This is a genomic window from Allobosea psychrotolerans, from assembly GCF_002917105.1.
Lineage (GTDB): Bacteria > Pseudomonadota > Alphaproteobacteria > Rhizobiales > Beijerinckiaceae > Allobosea > Allobosea psychrotolerans.
Genome location: NZ_PQFZ01000004.1, coordinates 1 through 15,407, shown reverse-complemented (window position 1 = coordinate 15,407; position 15,407 = coordinate 1). Strand labels below are relative to the sequence as shown.

Sequence of the window (15,407 nt, the reverse complement as noted above, 5' to 3'; positions counted from 1 at the left end):
ACGCGATCCCGCCAAGTCCTCTGGGTCATTCCCCCAACCCGGAGCGTTCCATGCGCCTGTCCCTCGTCGCGGCCTTGCTGCTGTCATCGACCATCCTCGCCGGCGCCCAGGATGCGCATAAGGAATTCCCCGCCAAGCTCGCCGGCCATGCCCTGCTGCCGGCCAACACGATCATCGCCGCCCCGGCCGATGCGCCGGCCGACCTCAAGGTCTCCGGCAAATTCGTCACGCCCGGCAAGCGCGTCGAGGCGGTCGGCACGGTGATGGGCACCTCGGGCGGGCGTCCGACCGGCCTGTCGACGCCGTTTGCCGGCCAGCCGGTGCAGGGCTTCTCCGGCATCCGCTCGCTGGGCAATGGCGAGTTCCTGGTGCTGACCGATAACGGCTTCGGCGCCAAGGCGAACTCGCCGGACGCCATGCTGTTCTTCCACCGCCTCAAGGCCGATTTCGCCAGCGGCAAGATCGAGCGGACCGCGACCACCTTCCTGCACGACCCCGACAAGAAGATCCCCTTCCGCATCGTCCATGAAGGTACGGAGAAGCGCTATCTGACCGGGGCGGATTTCGATCCGGAATCGATCCAGCCGATCGGCGGCAAATTCTGGATCGGCGAGGAATTCGGCCCCTATCTCATCCGCGTCGATGCCGACGGCAAGGTCGAGGCCGTGTTCGAGACGCTCGTCGACGGCAAGCCCGCCCGCTCGCCCGACCACTATGCCGTGGCCACGCCCAGCGCGCCCAACCTCCCGGTCGAGTTCAATGTCCGCCGCTCCAAGGGTTTCGAGGGCATGGCGCAATCGCCCGACGGCCGCTTCCTCTACCCGCTGCTGGAAGGCCCGCTCTGGAACGCCGAGACCAAGGGCAATCAGGAGGTCGACGGCAAGGAGGTGCTGCGCATCCTCGAATTCGACGTGGCTGCCGAGAAATGGACCGGCCGTTCCTGGCTCTTCCCGCTGGAAGCCAAGGGCAACGCCATCGGCGACTTCAACATGATCGACGCCACGACAGCGCTCATCATCGAACGCGACAATGGCGAAGGCACCGCCGACAAGGCCTGCCCCGCCGGCCAGAAGGGCCCCGACTGCTTCCACGACCTGGCCAGGTTCAAGCGCATCGTGAAGATCGAAATGACCGACGCCAATGTCGGCAAGCCGGTGCGCAAGATCGGCTTCATCGACCTCATGAAGATCGCCGACCCGGACAAGAAGGCCAGGCAGGGCGCCATCGACGGCGTGCTGCCCTTCCCCTTCTTCACCATCGAGAACGTCGATGTGGTCGACCGCGCCAACGGCATCATCGTCGTCGGCAACGACAACAACCTGCCCTTCTCCTCCTCGCGCGATCCGAAGAAGGCCGACGACAACGAACTCGTGCTGCTCTCGGTGAAGGAACTGCTCGACGCGAAGTGAGCCGGGCCGCGCACCTGCTCCTCCAAGTCGCGGACAGGTAAGTCCACAACTTGGAAGCCTCCATTCAAGTCATGGCCGGCCCCTTTCCGGCCATTTTCGTTGGGGAAACTCGCCCTTGAATGGCTGTTTTCGCAGGATTATATTGACAGGCACCAAGCACTCCAAGTGCGAGGGCGGTGGTTTGGATGATCGACACTCATGGAGGTGATCATGTTGACCGCGAATACGGACGGCAGACGGCCGCAGGACTTGTGCAACCTCATCCTCGCCGCGTGCCTGTTCATCTCTCCCTGGATCTTCGGCTTCGTGGGCGAAGCTATGCCCACCCGAAACGCCTGGATCGTCGCCGTGGCGCTCGCCCTGGTGGCCTTCGCGGCGCTTTCGGTCTTCGCCGAATGGGAGGAATGGATGAACCTGGCGCTCGGCGTCTGGCTGATGGCGGCCCCCTGGATGCTAGGCTTCACCGGCAACTTCAACGCGTTCTGGACCCATATGATCCTGGGCGCCTTGACGGCGGCGGTCTCGGCCTGGGCTGTCTGGGACTATCGGCACGAGCCACATGCCACGGCCTGACCGGGCCGTGACATGACGCTATGGCCCGCCGCCGCGAGGCGACGGGCTCTTTCGCATCCGCGACGGTCAGGCCACGCGCTTATCCGCGGAATCGCAGAGATCGACGAGCAGGCAGCGGCCGCATTCGGGCCTGAGCGCCTTGCAGGTGTAGCGGCCATGCAGGATCAGCCAGTGATGCGCATGCCGGCCGAACTCCCGCGGCACCGCCTTCTCCAGCCCCAATTCGACCTGCAGCACGTTCTGGCCCGGAGCGATGCGCAAACGATTGGCGACGCGGAAGACATGGGTGTCGACTGCGTGGGTGATCTCGCCGAAGGCCATGTTGAGCACGACATTGGCGGTCTTGCGGCCGACACCCGGCAGTGTCTCCAGCGCCTCGCGATTGGCCGGCACCTGGCTGCCGAACTCGGCGATGAGCTTTTCGCAGAGCGCGATCACGTTCTTCGCCTTGGTGCGGAACAGGCCGATGGTCTTGATGAGCTCCCGCACCCGCTCCTCCCCCAGCGCCAGCATCTTTTCCGGGGTATCGGCGAGCTCGAAGAGCTTGCGCGTCGCCTTGTTGACGCCTGCATCGGTCGCCTGCGCCGAGAGCACCACGGCGACCAGAAGAGTGAAGGCGTTGACGTGTTCGAGCTCACCCTTGGGCTCAGGCTCTACGGCACGGAAGCGCTCGAAAATCTCGCGGATTTCGGCGGCGCTGCGCGCGCGCGGCTTCGTGATCCCGAGGGTGTCGGGCGCGCGGCGTTTGGGCCTGTTCTCTTGTATCATCGAGGCGTTATAGTTGGCCCATGAAGCCCGGCAAGTCCGATTCAGCCGCGTCCGGCGACGCCTCGGCCATGGCGGCCGATCGGCCCGTCTTCGACGCGACGATCACGCCGCATCGCTCGCTGGGGCAGAGCGGCTTCCGCATCGTGATGACGCTGGTCTGCCTTTCCAGCGTGGTTTCCTCGATTCCCTTCGTCGTGCTCGGCGCCTGGCCGGTGGCGGGCTTCTTCGGGCTCGACGTCGCGGCTCTGTTCATCGCCTTCCACGTCAATTTCCGCCACGCGCGGGCCTTCGAACGGATCATCGTGACCCCGCTCGAAGTGCTGCTGCGCAAGGTCTCGCATCATGGTCGCGAGGCGGTCTGGCGCTTCAACCCGGCCTGGACCAAGCTCGAGCGCCAGGAGGACGAGGATTACGGCCTGCTGCGGCTCAGCCTGGTCTCGCGCGGGCAGAGCGTCGCGGTCGCTGCCGCACTCTCGCCGCATGAGCGCGAAGGCTTTGCCGACGCGCTCGGCGCGGCACTGGCAAACGCGAAGCGCGGCCCGGATTACGGAGCGGCCTGACAGGCTCGCGTCAGGCCAGTCGAATGTCGGCTTTTCAGGTGTGAAGCTTGGCCACCATCATCGTTCCGCTGATTTCGGCTGCGATCATCGTCGGGCTGATCACAGCTTTGCTCGTCAGGAGACCGGGAGCGCGGATGCCGAACGCCGAGGAGGATGCGCCTGGGCAGAGCGGCGAGGAGCGGGTGCGCGCCTACGGGCTCGTGCTGCGCGACCGGCTCGACCGGACGCCGTTCGGGCCGGAACTGCCGCGCATGGTCTGGCGCAAGCTCATGACATGCCCGCCCGGAGAGGGGTTGGTGCGCGAGTTCCACCGCGATTTCTGCGGGCAGGGCCTGATCCGCACCCAAGACGGCGTCAAGCTCTGCGATATCTTCGACGGCGGCCTTCATACCGGCGATGCGATCACGTCCTGGCCAAGCGAGGAGGCGTTCGTTGGCTTCTTCGCCGCGCAATCGGACTACAGCTGCAGCGGTTGGGACGAGACCTCGGCCGTCTTCGCGACACAGGATGAATGGTATCGCAACAACCAGCGCCTGACGCGGGAGGGGTTGCAGGTTTTCATCGCCGAGCTAAAGCCGCGCTGAACGGCTCGCGCCAGTTTTTCGCAAATGCAATGCTCTCGACTCCTGGAATCGATGGGGCTGTGAACCCGCTCCGTCAGGGCTTGGCGTCGAGGAACCTGGCGTCGAGAAACGTCCGGACCAGTTTGGTGGTCGCAGCCGGGTTCTCCTCCATGATCCAGTGCCCGGAATCGGGGACGATCGCGCCTTGAACATTGCTGGCGGCGAACTTCATCACCTCGGCCATGGTCAGGCCGAAGGACTTCTCGCCGCCCAGCGCCAAGACAGGCATGGTCAGCTTGCCTGCGGCCAGGAAAGCCTTGTTGTCGATGGCATCCTGGTCGAAGGCGGCGAACTGCGCGAAACCCGCATGCATCGCGCCCGGCTTGGCGTAGAGCGCGGCGTAGTGCCGGCGCGAGGCTTCGGTGAAGCGGCTCGGCGTGGCGGAGAACTCGTTCCAGAAGCGGTCGAGATAGATGCGCTCGCGGCCGGCGACGAGCCGCTCCATATCGGGCCCACCGAAGCGGAAATGCCAAAGCAGCGGGTTCTTGAGGATCTCGTCCCAGGGACCGACACCCGGCAAGGGCGCGTCGATCAAGACGAACTTCGTCACGCGGTCACGGTGCAGGGCGGCGAAGGCGTAGCCGACCATATTGCCGATGTCGTGGGTGACCAGATCCGTCCTCTCGATCTTGAGCGCGTCGAGGACGCCGGCAATGTCGCCTCCCTGTGTCTTCTTGTCGAAGCCAGCCTTGGGCTTCGACGAGAGGCCCATGCCGCGCAGGTCTGGAACGATGACGGTATGGTCACGGACGAGATCGATCGCCAAGGGCGCCCACATATCGCCCGTCTCGCCATAGCCGTGCAACAGGACCACCGCCGGGCCCTTGCCGCCGATGCGGACATGAATGGTCGTGCCATTGGTCGCGATCTCCCGGATGCGGAAAGCCGCGGGGAAAGGAGCGACCTGCGCCGATGCGGGCATTGCCAGCAGAACGATGCCGAGCATGGCGGCCAGAATGCGAAACATGTCGGTTCCCTCCGATGGCTGCGCCCCGAGCACACGCCCGAGACAGCTCACCGGGACAATGAACCTACCGCATCGTCAGGTACAGACGCCGAATAAGCGAAGCTGGCTTTCGCAATGGGCGCACAATGATGAGACCGCGCATTGCCGTTGCCGTTCATGGTGCAAATGAGAAGCCTTGCCCCCTCCTCGGACGCCGGTTCCCGCTGACCGCTGAGACGGCACGGCACATGCTGGGCTTTGCTCCACGTCTTGCAGCGATGACCGTCATCAATTGGGCCGTGAGCTTGCTCGACGAGCCGCCGGTCTCGGCAGCCTGATGCGGACGGCCCACCCCACCTTGCCAGCTTTCGGGTGGAGTCCCTCTCCTTGCATCCCTAGTTTCGCATCATGACATTCGATGCGAGGTTGATCTCATGACCGCTCATATCCAGAAGCTCGGTGCGATGACCCCGACACGCTTCACCAACGCCGTGCTTGCGCGCGCCACCGAGGCCATGCCGGCCGAGGCCGATTTTCCCTCGACCGCGCCCGGTTCCGATTACGACACGGTGCGCCGGATCCTGGCCTTCATCACCGAGACATGGCGCGAGCAGCCGACGATCGAGGCGATCGCCGAGGCCGCCGGCGCGACGCCGACCGATGTCCACCATCTCTTCCGGCGCTGGTGCGGGCTCACCCCCAAGGCCTTCCTGCAGGCGATCACGCTCGACCATGCCAAGGGCCTGCTCGGCGCCTCCGCCAGCATCCTCGACACGGCCTACGAGGTCGGGCTGTCGGGACCGGGGCGGCTGCATGATCTCTTCGTCACCCATGAGGCGATGTCGCCGGGCGAATGGAAGGCCGGCGGCGGAGGCTTGCGATTGTCCTATGGCTTCCATGCCTCGCCCTTCGGCGAAGCGCTGATCGTCGTAACCGATCGCGGCCTGGCGGGGCTCGGCTGGGTCTCGACTTCAGTCGATGGCGGCAAGGTCGTCGGCGGCCGCGCCGAGGCGCTGGCCGACATGATGCGGCGCTGGCCCCATGCCGACTACCACTACGATCCCTTGGCGACGAAACCCTATGCCGGGCGCATTTTCGACCCTGCCGCATGGTCGGCCGAGACGCCGCTGCGCGTCGTGCTGATCGGCACCGATTTCGAGGTCCGCGTCTGGGAGACCCTGCTCAGGATCCCGGTCGGCTGCGCCACCACCTATGGCGACGTCGCAAGCCATATCGGAAAGCCGAGCGCCGCGCGCGCCGTCGGCATGGCGGTCGGCAAGAACCCGATCTCCTTCGTCGTGCCCTGCCATCGCGTGATCGGGAAGTCGGGTGCGCTGACGGGCTATCACTGGGGCCTGACGCGCAAGCGCGCCATCCTGGGCTGGGAAGCCGGACAGACGGCAGGCGCTGCGGGCTGAACCGCTACGGCTTCATATCCATGCCCCGGCAGGGCGCGAGCGCCACAGGCTTGCGCCCTGCCATGCGCCCCGGCATCGCTTCGTTCGCAAACGCTTCAAATCTCCGCGAAACGCGCCGGGAGTTCGAAGCCCCAGCCGAGCGGATCGTCGGCCTCGATGGTGAAGGCCCCCTCGCCGGCGAAATGGCCGGTGCCGCCGACCGCGACCGTCACGGCGCCTGGCACCGGATAATCGGCCTGGCCGAGGACGCTCCCTGAGAAGGTGCCGCCGGTGATGCTGCGGAACAGCCGGGTCCGGCCAGAGCCAATCAGGCCCTTGGCATGATCCAGCGCCATCCTGGCGGTGACGCCCGAACCCGTCGGCGAGCGGTCGATCTGGCGCTCGGCGAAGACGCAGAGATTGAAGCTCGTCGCGTCCGGCCCGGCCTCGTCGGTGACGATCGTGCCGTAGAGAAAGCCGAGATCGGGCTCGGTCGGGTGCGTGATCGCCGGCCCGGCACGGACGGCGTCGGTGAGCGCGCCGGCCGCCTCGACGATCCGCGCGACCGGCGTCTCGAACAGGTCGAGCCCGAAGCGGGACGCCGGCAGGATGCAGTAGAAGGCGCCGCCATAGGCAATGTCGGTGGTGATCGGCCCCAGGCCCGGCACATCGACAACCCGATCCCGAACCTGGACGAAGGCCGGCACGCTCTCGAAGGTCACGGTGCCGACCTTCCCGCTCTTGACCTCGCAGGCAAGCCTGACCAGCCCGCAAGGCGCCTCGATGGCGAAGCGCGTCAGCGGCTCGACCGCCGGCACCAGCCCGTGCTCGATCGCATAGCGGCCGAGCGCGATGGTCGCGTGGCCGCACATGGTCGAATAGCCCTCATTATGTGTGAACAGCACGCCGAAGGCGGCATCGGGATGCGACGCCTTGACCGGGATGACGCCATACATGCCGGCATGGCCGCGCGGCTCCAGCATCATGGCGCGCCGCAGATGGTCATGGTGCTCGCGGGCTTGCCTGCGCTTGTCGAGAATGGTGGTGCCCGTCAGCTCGGGATAGCCGCCAATGACGATGCGAACCGGCTCACCGCAGGTGTGGTAGTCGAGATAGCTCAGGCGCATCGCGTTTCTCCAACGTCATTGCGAGCGTAGCGAAGCAACCCTGGGGACGTAGCGCGAGCCCTCCTGGATTGCTTCGCTGCGCTCGCAATGACGGCACATTCAATCATGCCTCGACGGCACTCCGGCGAGGCGGATCGCAACCGGGTCTCGTGCAGCTGTCGGCCGCGACATCGCAGGCGAAAGCCAGAGCGGCTTGCCAATCGCCACGTGTCGCCAATGCAAGGTTTGGCCCGAGCAGACCGCGCCTTGCCAATACGGCCAGGGCGCCGCCGATGAAGCTGTCACCGGCTCCGACCGTATCGGCCACGGCCACGGGCGGCGCAGCGCTCTCGATCAGGCCATCGGCACTGTGGCAGGACGCGCCCTGCCCGCCGCGCGTCACCAGCACGCATGCCGCGCCAAGTCCACGCCAATGCGCCACGACTTCGTCGGCCGACCAGTCCGGATGCAGCCAGGCGAGGTCGTCCAGACTGACCTTGACGATGTCTGCCAGCGCGATGCGCTGCTCGATCAACGCCGTCGCGGGCGCCCTCTCGGGCAGCACAGAGGCGCGAACATTGACGTCGTAGCTGATGCTCGCGCCCTGCGCCTTCGCACTCTCGATCAGCGCCAGCGTCGCCTCGCCAGACGGGCCGACGGTCGCACCGAAGGAGGTGGCATGGAGGTGGATGGTGCCGGGAGGACAGGAGCGCGGCGTCCCCTCCGGCTCGGCATGAGCCGTACCGTCGAGATAAAGCCCAAATTCAGGAACGCCTCCGGGCCCGAGCGGCGCGACGATCGCGATGGCGCTGGGACGAGCGCTGTCATGAACCAGGCTGGCATCGATGCCCTCGCTGGCAAGGGCCGTGCGAAAGCGTCGGCCAAGTGCATCGGTCGAGAGCGCGCCCGCATAGGCGACGCGCGCGCCGAAGCGGGCGAGCGCCAGCGCGGCGTTGAAGCCGGAGCCGCCGAGTACCGCCTCGTAGTGCCGGCCCTCGCCGTCACGCGGGATGAAGTCGCCGATCACCTCGCCGGTGACGAGGATCACCCCTTGCGTCACAGCAGCCCGCGCTTGGCCAGGCTGCGCATCAGATGCGAGGCACCGAAGATCCAGGGTTCGCACTCATCGGTACGGCGCATACGGTTGACCAGCGCGCCAAGCTCGGGCGCGGCGATCGTGACGATGTCGCCGTATTTATGGGTAAAGCCACCGCCGACCGTGTCGCGATCCTTGATCGGCGCGAACATGGTTCCGAGATAGAGCGCAGCGCCATCCGGGTACTGGTGGTGCGCACCGAGCATCTGCTTGGCGAGATCGGCGGGATCGCGGCTGATTTTCGCGATCGAGGACGAGCCCTCCAGCGTGAAGCCGTCCTCGCCCTTGACCGTCAGCGAGACGGTGGTCTTGCGGACATGATCGAGCGAGAAACCGGCGTCGAAGAGGCGGATGAAAGGGCCCACCGCCGCTGCCGCGTTGTTGTCCTTGGCCTTGCCGAGCAGCAGCGCCGAGCGGCCCTCGACATCGCGCAGATTGACGTCGTTGCCGAGTGTCGCGCCGACGATCGCGCCGGTCGAGGCGACGATCAGCACGATCTCCGGCTCGGGGTTGTTCCAGGTCGAGGCGGGGTGGAGGCCGGCGTCGAAGCCGGTGCCGACCGAGGACATCGGCGGCGCCTTGGTGAAGATCTCGGCGTCAGGCCCGATGCCGACCTCGAGATACTGGCTCCAGGCGCCCTGCTTGATCAGCACCTCCTTGAGATGCATCGCTTCGGGCGAGCCGGGCTTGAGCTTGGAGAGATCGTCGCCGATGAGCTTGCCGATCTCCTCGCGGATGGTCACCGCGGCAGCCGGGTTGCCGCGCGCCTTCTCCTCGATCACGCGCTCCAGCATCGAGACCGCGAAGGTGACACCGGCCGCCTTCACGGCCTGAAGGTCGAGGGGCGAGAGCAGCCAGGGCTTCGACGGATCGCGCCCGTCGATCGGCGTGTTCGCCAGAATCGCGGCAAGCGAGCCGATCGACTGCCCCTTCGCGGCCTTCAACGCGGCGGCCGGGTCCGGCGCCTCGCAGAGATCGCGCATGGTCGGGAAGGCGCGGGTGACATCGACGAGCTCTCCCTCCCGCAGGACCACGACAGCCGGGCCAGCGACATCCGGTAACCAGGCACGGCCGGCAAGCACAGCGGTTGCGGCGTCCGCCGGCAAAGTGTTTTCGGGCGTCAGGGCGAGTGTCATCGTGATGTTCCATCGGCACGGCGGAGTGGGGTGCGGAGAACAGCCGCTTCCAGCCATTTGCGCAAGCCCCGCCCGGCGCATGGGCCCTCATCCCGAGGATGACCACCACCAGGATTTCGAGCGGTCAAGGCTGGGGAAACCGCCGGGCTGCCCCTTGGCGAGTGTCATCCTTTTGTCGTTGAAACGTCACCTGCGCTTCATGCTAGCTTGCGCACCAACGACAAGAGCCGCCATGCCGTGCGCAAGGGTGGATAAGGGAGACGACATCAATGACAGTGAAATCGACGATCCTGATCTCGGCGGCTGCATTCGTGCTTGCGGGCGCAGCTCCTGCCCTGGCGCAGACCGAGATCCAGTGGTGGCATGCGCTGACCGGCGCCAATAACGACGTGGTGGTGAAGCTCGCCGAGGATTTCAACGCCTCGCAGAAGGACTACAAGGTCGTCCCCGCCTATAAGGGCTCCTATCCCGACACGCTGAATGCCGGCATCGCCGCCTTCCGCGCCGGCACCGCGCCGCATATCCTGCAGGTCTTCGAAGTGGGCACCGGCACGATGATGTCGGCCAAGGGCGCGATCAAGCCCGTCTTCGAATTGATGAAGGAAGCCGGCGAAACATTCGATCCGAAAGCCTATCTGCCCGCGATCACCGGCTATTATTCGACGGCCAAGGGCGACATGCTCTCGATGCCGTTCAACTCCTCCTCGATGGTGATGTGGTACAATAAGGACGCCTTCAAGAAGGCGGGCCTGAACCCCGACGCGCCGCCCAAGACCTGGCCCGAGGTCTTCGAGGCCGGCAAGAAACTGAAGGCGGCCGGCTTCGATAAATGCGGCTTCACCAATGCCTGGGCGACCTGGGCCAACATCGAGCAGTTCGGCGCCTGGCACAACATCCCGATCGCCACCAAGGCCAATGGGCTCGACGGCTTCGACGCCGTGCTGAACTTCAACAGCCCGCTCTTCGTCAAGCACCTGACCAATCTGGTCGAGCTGCAGAAGGACAAGACCTACGATTATTCCGGCCGCACCAATAATGGCGAAGGCCGCTTCACCTCCGGCGAATGCCCGATCATGCTGACCTCCTCGGGCTTCTTCGGCAACGTCAAGGCGAACGCCAAGTTCGACTGGGGCAATGCGCCGATGCCGTATTACCCCGAAGCCACCGGCGCGCCGCAGAACTCGATCATCGGCGGTGCTTCGCTGTGGGTGATGGGCGGCAAGAAGGCCGACGAGTACAAGGGCGTCGCCAAGTTCTTCACCTTCCTGTCGGATGTCGACCGCCAGGTGAAGCTGCACACCGAGTCCGGCTACCTGCCGATCACCAAGGCGGCCTATGCGAAGGTCAAGGCGTCGGGCTTCTACAAGGACAAGCCCTATCTCGAGACGCCGATCCTCGAGCTGACCAACAAGGAGCCGACCGAGAATTCGCGCGGGCTTCGCTTCGGCAGCCTGGTCCAGATCCGCGACATCTGGTCGGAGGAGATCGAAGCGGCGCTGAACGGGCAGAAGACGCCGAAGGCGGCACTGGACGCAGCCGTCGAGCGCGGCAACCAGATGCTGCGCCAGTTCGAGCGCACGGCGGCGCGTTGAGCGATTGACGACCATCACAGCATCGTCCCAGGCGTAGCGAGCGTCATGGTCGGGCTTGTCCCGACCATCTCTGAAACCAGCCAACTGGTCTTGAGATTCTCGGAGCGTGTCCGAGGATGACGCCCTCCGCTCGCTACGTCCCGGGCGACGAACGCATCTGAGAGCCAGAATGCAGAAGAACGCCTATTTCAGCGGCTTGACGATCCCGGTACTGCTGCTCGCGCCGCAGCTGGTGATCACCGTGCTGTTCTTCTACTGGCCGGCGAGCCAGGCGGTCTGGCAGAGCTTCCTGCTGCAGGACGCCTTTGGCACCTCGACCGAGTTCGTCTGGTTCGAGAACTATCGCGATCTCTTCGCCGATCCCGGCTACTACAAGGCGCTGATCAACACCGCGATCTTCTCCTCCTTCGTCTGCGTGCTCTCGCTGTCGATCGCGCTGCTCTTCGCCGTGATGGCCGACCGGCAGATCAGGGGCGCCGAGATCTACAAGACATTATTGATCTGGCCCTACGCGGTCGCACCGGCGGTGGCCGGCGTGCTCTGGATCTTCATGTTCGACCCCTCGCTGGGCATGCTGGCGCGCGGCCTCAACAGCCTCGGCATAGCCTGGAACCCGCGCCTCAACGGCAATGACGCGATGACGCTGGTGATCCTGGCCGCGACCTGGAAGCAGATCAGCTACAATTTCCTGTTCTTCCTCGCCGGCCTGCAATCGATCCCCAAAAGCGTGATCGAGGCGGCTGTGATCGACGGGGCCAAGCCGATGCGCCGCTTCTGGACGATCATCTTCCCGCTGCTCTCGCCGACGACCTTCTTCCTGCTCACCGTCAACATCGTCTACGTCTTCTTCGACACCTTCGGCATCATCGACACGATCTCCGGCGGCGGCCCTTCGGGGGCGACCGAGACGCTGGTCTACAAGGTCTATTCGGACGGCAAGGGCGGCTCGAATCTGGGCGGCTCGGCGGCGCAATCGGTCGTCCTGCTGATCATGGTGATCGGCATGACTGCGATCCAGTTCCGCTTCATCGAGCGCAAGGTGAGCTATTGATGCGCCGGCGCCTCGCATGGCTTGTGTCCGTCGGGCTTATGTCGGCATCGGCAACCCTGATCGCGGCGGCTCATGCGCAGGCCCTTCAAACCGCGCCTGCGGCTCCAATCCGCATGATCGACGCCTGGCCCGGCATCGTCCTGTTCTGCATGCCCTCGCGCGAGGCATGGGGCGCGACAGCATGCGGCGTCGCCTCCCGGGAAGCCGAACGGCAAGCCGCAGCAGCCTCGATCAAGCTCATCGCCGTCAGCGCGGCGGAGGCCGGGCTTTCGCAGGGGCCAAACAGCGCAGCGCCGACCTTCGTCTGGCCGCAGGCGCTGCGGCTCTTCCTGCAGTTCCACCCCGTCGGAGACGGTTCGAAACGATGGCGGCTGTCGACGAAGGCCTATGAGCTCACGCCGCCCGCGCCGGGACAGGCCGGGCAGGCGCCGAAATGGCATTATGTCTACGACCATTTCTCGGTCCTGGACGAGGGCAAGGAGATCGACGCGACGGAGGAGGCCGCTCCGCCGCTGCTCGAACGGTTCTTTGCCACCATGACGAAACCGCGGAGCTGAGCACGTGATCGGCTCCATCGAAAAAGGCGAAGCCATCGTGAACGCCTGCGTCGAAGCCTTGGCGCAATGGCTTCGCAAGACAGAGGTATGGGCCTGATGGTCGAAGACCGCCGCCTGGGCGATGCTATCGCCTATATCATCCTGACGATCGGGGTCCTGATCGTCGCCTTCCCGGTCTGGCTGACCTTCGTCGCCTCGACCTGGGACGCCTCGACCATCATCAACGGCAAGCTGCCGCTCTGGCCCGGGCCGCATTTCCTGGAGAACTACCACCGCATCCTGTTCGTCGGCACCTCGGGCACGACGCGCGAGCCGGTGGCCGGAATGATGCTGAACTCCTTCATCATGGCAATGGCGATCGCGCTGGGGAAGATCTTCATCTCGGTGCTCTCGGCCTATGCCATCGTCTATTACCGCTTCCCGTTCCGGATGGCGGCGTTCTGGATCATCTTCGTCACGCTGATGCTGCCGGTCGAGGTGCGCATCTTCCCGACCTTCAAAGTGGTTTCCGACCTCAACATGCTCGACAGCTATCAGGGCCTCGCCATACCGCTGATCGCCTCGGCCACCGGCACGCTGCTGTTCCGCCAGTTCTTCATGACGATCCCCGACGAATTGCTCGAAGCCTCCCGGATCGACAATGCCGGGCCGTTCCGCTTCTTCAAGGACACGGTGATCCCGCTCTCGATGACGACGATCGCGGCCTTGTTCGTGATCCAGTTCATCTACGGCTGGAACCAGTATCTCTGGCCGCTCCTGGTGACGACGAAGGACTCGATGCAAACCATCGTCATCGGCATCAAGAAAATGATCGTCACCTCCGACGCGCTCACCGAATGGCAGCTCGCCATGGCCACCGCCATGCTGGCGATGCTGCCGCCGGTGCTCGTCGTCATCCTGATGCAGAGGCTCTTCGTGAAGGGCCTGGTGGAGACGGAGAAGTGAGTTTCGGCAGTCGGCAATCGGCAGTAGGCAGTCGATTGACGCAGTTCCGTATCACCCCGACTGCCTATTGCCGACTGCCCATTGCCGAGGACTAGATGGCCCAAGTCACCCTCAACAACGTCAAAAAAGTCTATTTCGGCGGCGTCGAAGCCGTGAAGGGCGTGTCGTTCGACATCCCCGATGGCGGCTTCTGCGTGCTCGTCGGCCCCTCCGGCTGCGGCAAGTCCACATTGCTGCGCATGGTCGCGGGGCTGGAGACGATCTCGTCGGGCGAGGTCACCATCGGCAATCGCATCGTCAACCAGATCGGCCCGGCCGAGCGCGACATCGCCATGGTGTTCCAGAACTACGCGCTCTATCCGCATATGAGCGTCTACGACAACATGGCCTATGGCCTGCGCAATCTCGGTACGCCCAAGGACGAGATCGACGCCCGCGTGAAGGAGGCTGCGCGCATCCTCGCCATCGAGGCGCTGCTCGACCGGCGTCCCAAGCAGCTCTCGGGCGGCCAGCGCCAGCGCGTCGCCATGGGCCGCGCCATCGTGCGCAAGCCGCAGGTCTTCCTGTTCGACGAGCCGCTCTCCAATCTCGACGCCAAATTGCGCGTGCAGATGCGCGTCGAGATCAAGAAGCTGCAGCGAGCGCTCGGCGTCACCGCGATCTACGTCACCCATGACCAGGTCGAGGCGATGACGCTCTCGGACAAGCTCGTGGTGATGAATGGCGGCCAGGTCGAGCAGATCGGCCTGCCGGCCGAGGTCTACAAGAAACCGGCGAGCAAATTCGTCGCGACCTTCATCGGCTCGCCGCCGATGAACATCCTGCCCGGAACGATCGACGGCCCCGGCATCGTCGCGCTCGGCGACGCGATCCTGGAGGCGCGCGACCTGCGCGAGGATCTGGCGGCCGGTTCTCCCGTCGAGGTCGGCCTGCGGCCCGAGGATGTCGAAATCGCGGGGGAAGGCGAAGCCGGCTCATTGCCCTTCGATGTCGAGTTCATCGAGGAATTGGGCGCAACGCAGCTCTTCCACGGCAAGCTCGCCGGCTTGCCCTTCGTGATGCAGGCAGCAACCGATGTGGTTTCGGCCCAGGCCGGCCGGCTCTGGATCACGGTCAATCCGGACCGGGTGCATGTCTTCGACGTGAAGACAGGCGGCAGGCTGGGGCGGGCGTAACCCACTCGCCGTTATTCTCGGGCGAAGCGCAGCGGAAACGTCGACGGGGATTTGGCGTGAATTCTTCCCTTCCCCCCTGGCGGGGGAAGGTGCCTTCCTGTCCTGCCTGGATAGATTGGTGACAGACGAGCCCGGATAGAAGGGTGACAGTTTTTCCCTTGATAGTTGGGAGGGCTGGACCATGCCGTGGCGAGAGAGCTGTGCCATGGACGAACGGGTGCGTTTCATAGCCGACTGGCTTGCGGGCGACGTGTCGATGACAGAGCTTTGCGAGGTTTACGGGATCAGTCGCAAAGCAGGGTACAAGTGGCGGGCGCGCTATGAGGCTGAGGGCGCGGCGGGGCTTGCGAACCGGTCATCGGCGCCGCTTGCGCACGGGCTGGCGACACCTGCGCCGTTGGTGGAGAGGATCCTGGACCTGCGACGGGCGCGGCCGAGCTGGGGTCCGCGCAAGATCGTGGCCAAGCTTGAGC

General features: G+C 65.2%; 16 protein-coding genes. 11 read left to right on the top strand and 5 right to left on the bottom strand.

From position 1 onward, the window contains the following. Positions 1 to 50: 50 nt before the first annotated feature. Together CYD53_RS08125 and CYD53_RS08120 are read left to right on the top strand one after the other, a co-directional pair. The gene (locus CYD53_RS08125; protein ID WP_103717587.1) at positions 51 to 1,409 is read left to right on the top strand and encodes an esterase-like activity of phytase family protein; all 1,359 of its coding nucleotides are present in this window, start codon (positions 51 to 53) and stop codon (positions 1,407 to 1,409) included. 210 nt (positions 1,410 to 1,619) lie between these two features. Beyond that, positions 1,620 to 1,982 carry an SPW repeat protein gene (locus CYD53_RS08120; RefSeq protein WP_103717923.1) on the top strand — a complete coding sequence of 121 codons (363 nt, stop codon included), beginning with the start codon at positions 1,620 to 1,622 and terminating at the stop codon, positions 1,980 to 1,982. Positions 1,983 to 2,048: 66 nt separating this feature from the next. Here CYD53_RS08120 and nth read toward each other — a convergent pair whose 3' ends face one another. Further along, entirely contained in the window at positions 2,049 to 2,750 is a 702-nt protein-coding gene (gene nth, locus CYD53_RS08115; protein ID WP_103717586.1) for an endonuclease III, read from the bottom strand. 20 nt (positions 2,751 to 2,770) lie between these two features. Between nth and CYD53_RS08110 the strand changes: the two genes are divergently transcribed. Beyond that, positions 2,771 to 3,310: a DUF2244 domain-containing protein gene (locus CYD53_RS08110; RefSeq protein ID WP_181011763.1), complete on the top strand. Its 540-nt coding sequence runs from the start codon at positions 2,771 to 2,773 to the stop codon at positions 3,308 to 3,310. Positions 3,311 to 3,357: 47 nt separating this feature from the next. Next, positions 3,358 to 3,894 carry a hypothetical protein gene (locus tag CYD53_RS08105; RefSeq protein WP_103717585.1) on the top strand — a complete coding sequence of 179 codons (537 nt, stop codon included), beginning with the start codon at positions 3,358 to 3,360 and terminating at the stop codon, positions 3,892 to 3,894. Between the two features lie 73 nt (positions 3,895 to 3,967). Here the strand turns inward: CYD53_RS08105 and CYD53_RS08100 are convergent, their stop codons facing one another. Next, complete coding sequence (locus CYD53_RS08100) at positions 3,968 to 4,900, bottom strand: alpha/beta fold hydrolase (protein WP_103717584.1); 933 nt, start codon at positions 4,898 to 4,900, stop codon at positions 3,968 to 3,970. Between the two features lie 494 nt (positions 4,901 to 5,394). Here CYD53_RS08100 and CYD53_RS08095 point away from each other — a divergent pair, with 494 nt between their 5' ends. Next, entirely contained in the window at positions 5,395 to 6,297 is a 903-nt protein-coding gene (locus CYD53_RS08095; protein WP_245928166.1) for a methylated-DNA--[protein]-cysteine S-methyltransferase, read from the top strand. Positions 6,298 to 6,392: 95 nt separating this feature from the next. Here CYD53_RS08095 and CYD53_RS08090 read toward each other — a convergent pair whose 3' ends face one another. The 3 genes from CYD53_RS08090 to CYD53_RS08080 form a co-directional block, all read right to left on the bottom strand. Further along, entirely contained in the window at positions 6,393 to 7,403 is a 1,011-nt protein-coding gene (locus tag CYD53_RS08090; protein ID WP_103717583.1) for a proline racemase family protein, read from the bottom strand. Between the two features lie 103 nt (positions 7,404 to 7,506). Then, entirely contained in the window at positions 7,507 to 8,442 is a 936-nt protein-coding gene (locus CYD53_RS08085; protein ID WP_181011762.1) for a carbohydrate kinase family protein, read from the bottom strand. Next, positions 8,439 to 9,614, bottom strand: coding sequence for a fumarylacetoacetate hydrolase family protein (locus CYD53_RS08080; RefSeq protein ID WP_103717582.1), 1,176 nt, complete (start codon positions 9,612 to 9,614; stop codon positions 8,439 to 8,441). The genes CYD53_RS08085 and CYD53_RS08080 overlap by 4 nt, the downstream gene beginning before the upstream one ends. Positions 9,615 to 9,883: 269 nt before the next feature. Here CYD53_RS08080 and ugpB point away from each other — a divergent pair, with 269 nt between their 5' ends. The 6 genes from ugpB to CYD53_RS08050 all read left to right on the top strand — a co-directional run. Further along, positions 9,884 to 11,206, top strand: coding sequence for a sn-glycerol-3-phosphate ABC transporter substrate-binding protein UgpB (ugpB, locus tag CYD53_RS08075; protein WP_103717581.1), 1,323 nt, complete (start codon positions 9,884 to 9,886; stop codon positions 11,204 to 11,206). 169 nt (positions 11,207 to 11,375) lie between these two features. Then, positions 11,376 to 12,257: a sn-glycerol-3-phosphate ABC transporter permease UgpA gene (gene ugpA, locus CYD53_RS08070; RefSeq protein WP_103717580.1), complete on the top strand. Its 882-nt coding sequence runs from the start codon at positions 11,376 to 11,378 to the stop codon at positions 12,255 to 12,257. A gap of 113 nt (positions 12,258 to 12,370) precedes the next feature. Continuing rightward, positions 12,371 to 12,814, top strand: coding sequence for a hypothetical protein (locus CYD53_RS08065; RefSeq protein ID WP_146055855.1), 444 nt, complete (start codon positions 12,371 to 12,373; stop codon positions 12,812 to 12,814). 96 nt (positions 12,815 to 12,910) lie between these two features. Then, positions 12,911 to 13,759: a sn-glycerol-3-phosphate ABC transporter permease UgpE gene (gene ugpE / locus CYD53_RS08060; protein ID WP_103717919.1), complete on the top strand. Its 849-nt coding sequence runs from the start codon at positions 12,911 to 12,913 to the stop codon at positions 13,757 to 13,759. Between the two features lie 95 nt (positions 13,760 to 13,854). After that, positions 13,855 to 14,934 (top strand): sn-glycerol-3-phosphate import ATP-binding protein UgpC, encoded by a 1,080-nt coding sequence (locus tag CYD53_RS08055; RefSeq protein ID WP_103717578.1) that lies wholly within the window; start codon positions 13,855 to 13,857, stop codon positions 14,932 to 14,934. A gap of 205 nt (positions 14,935 to 15,139) precedes the next feature. Next, positions 15,140 to 15,407 (top strand): helix-turn-helix domain-containing protein (locus CYD53_RS08050; protein WP_181011761.1); only part of this gene is annotated, 268 nt, incomplete at its 3' end.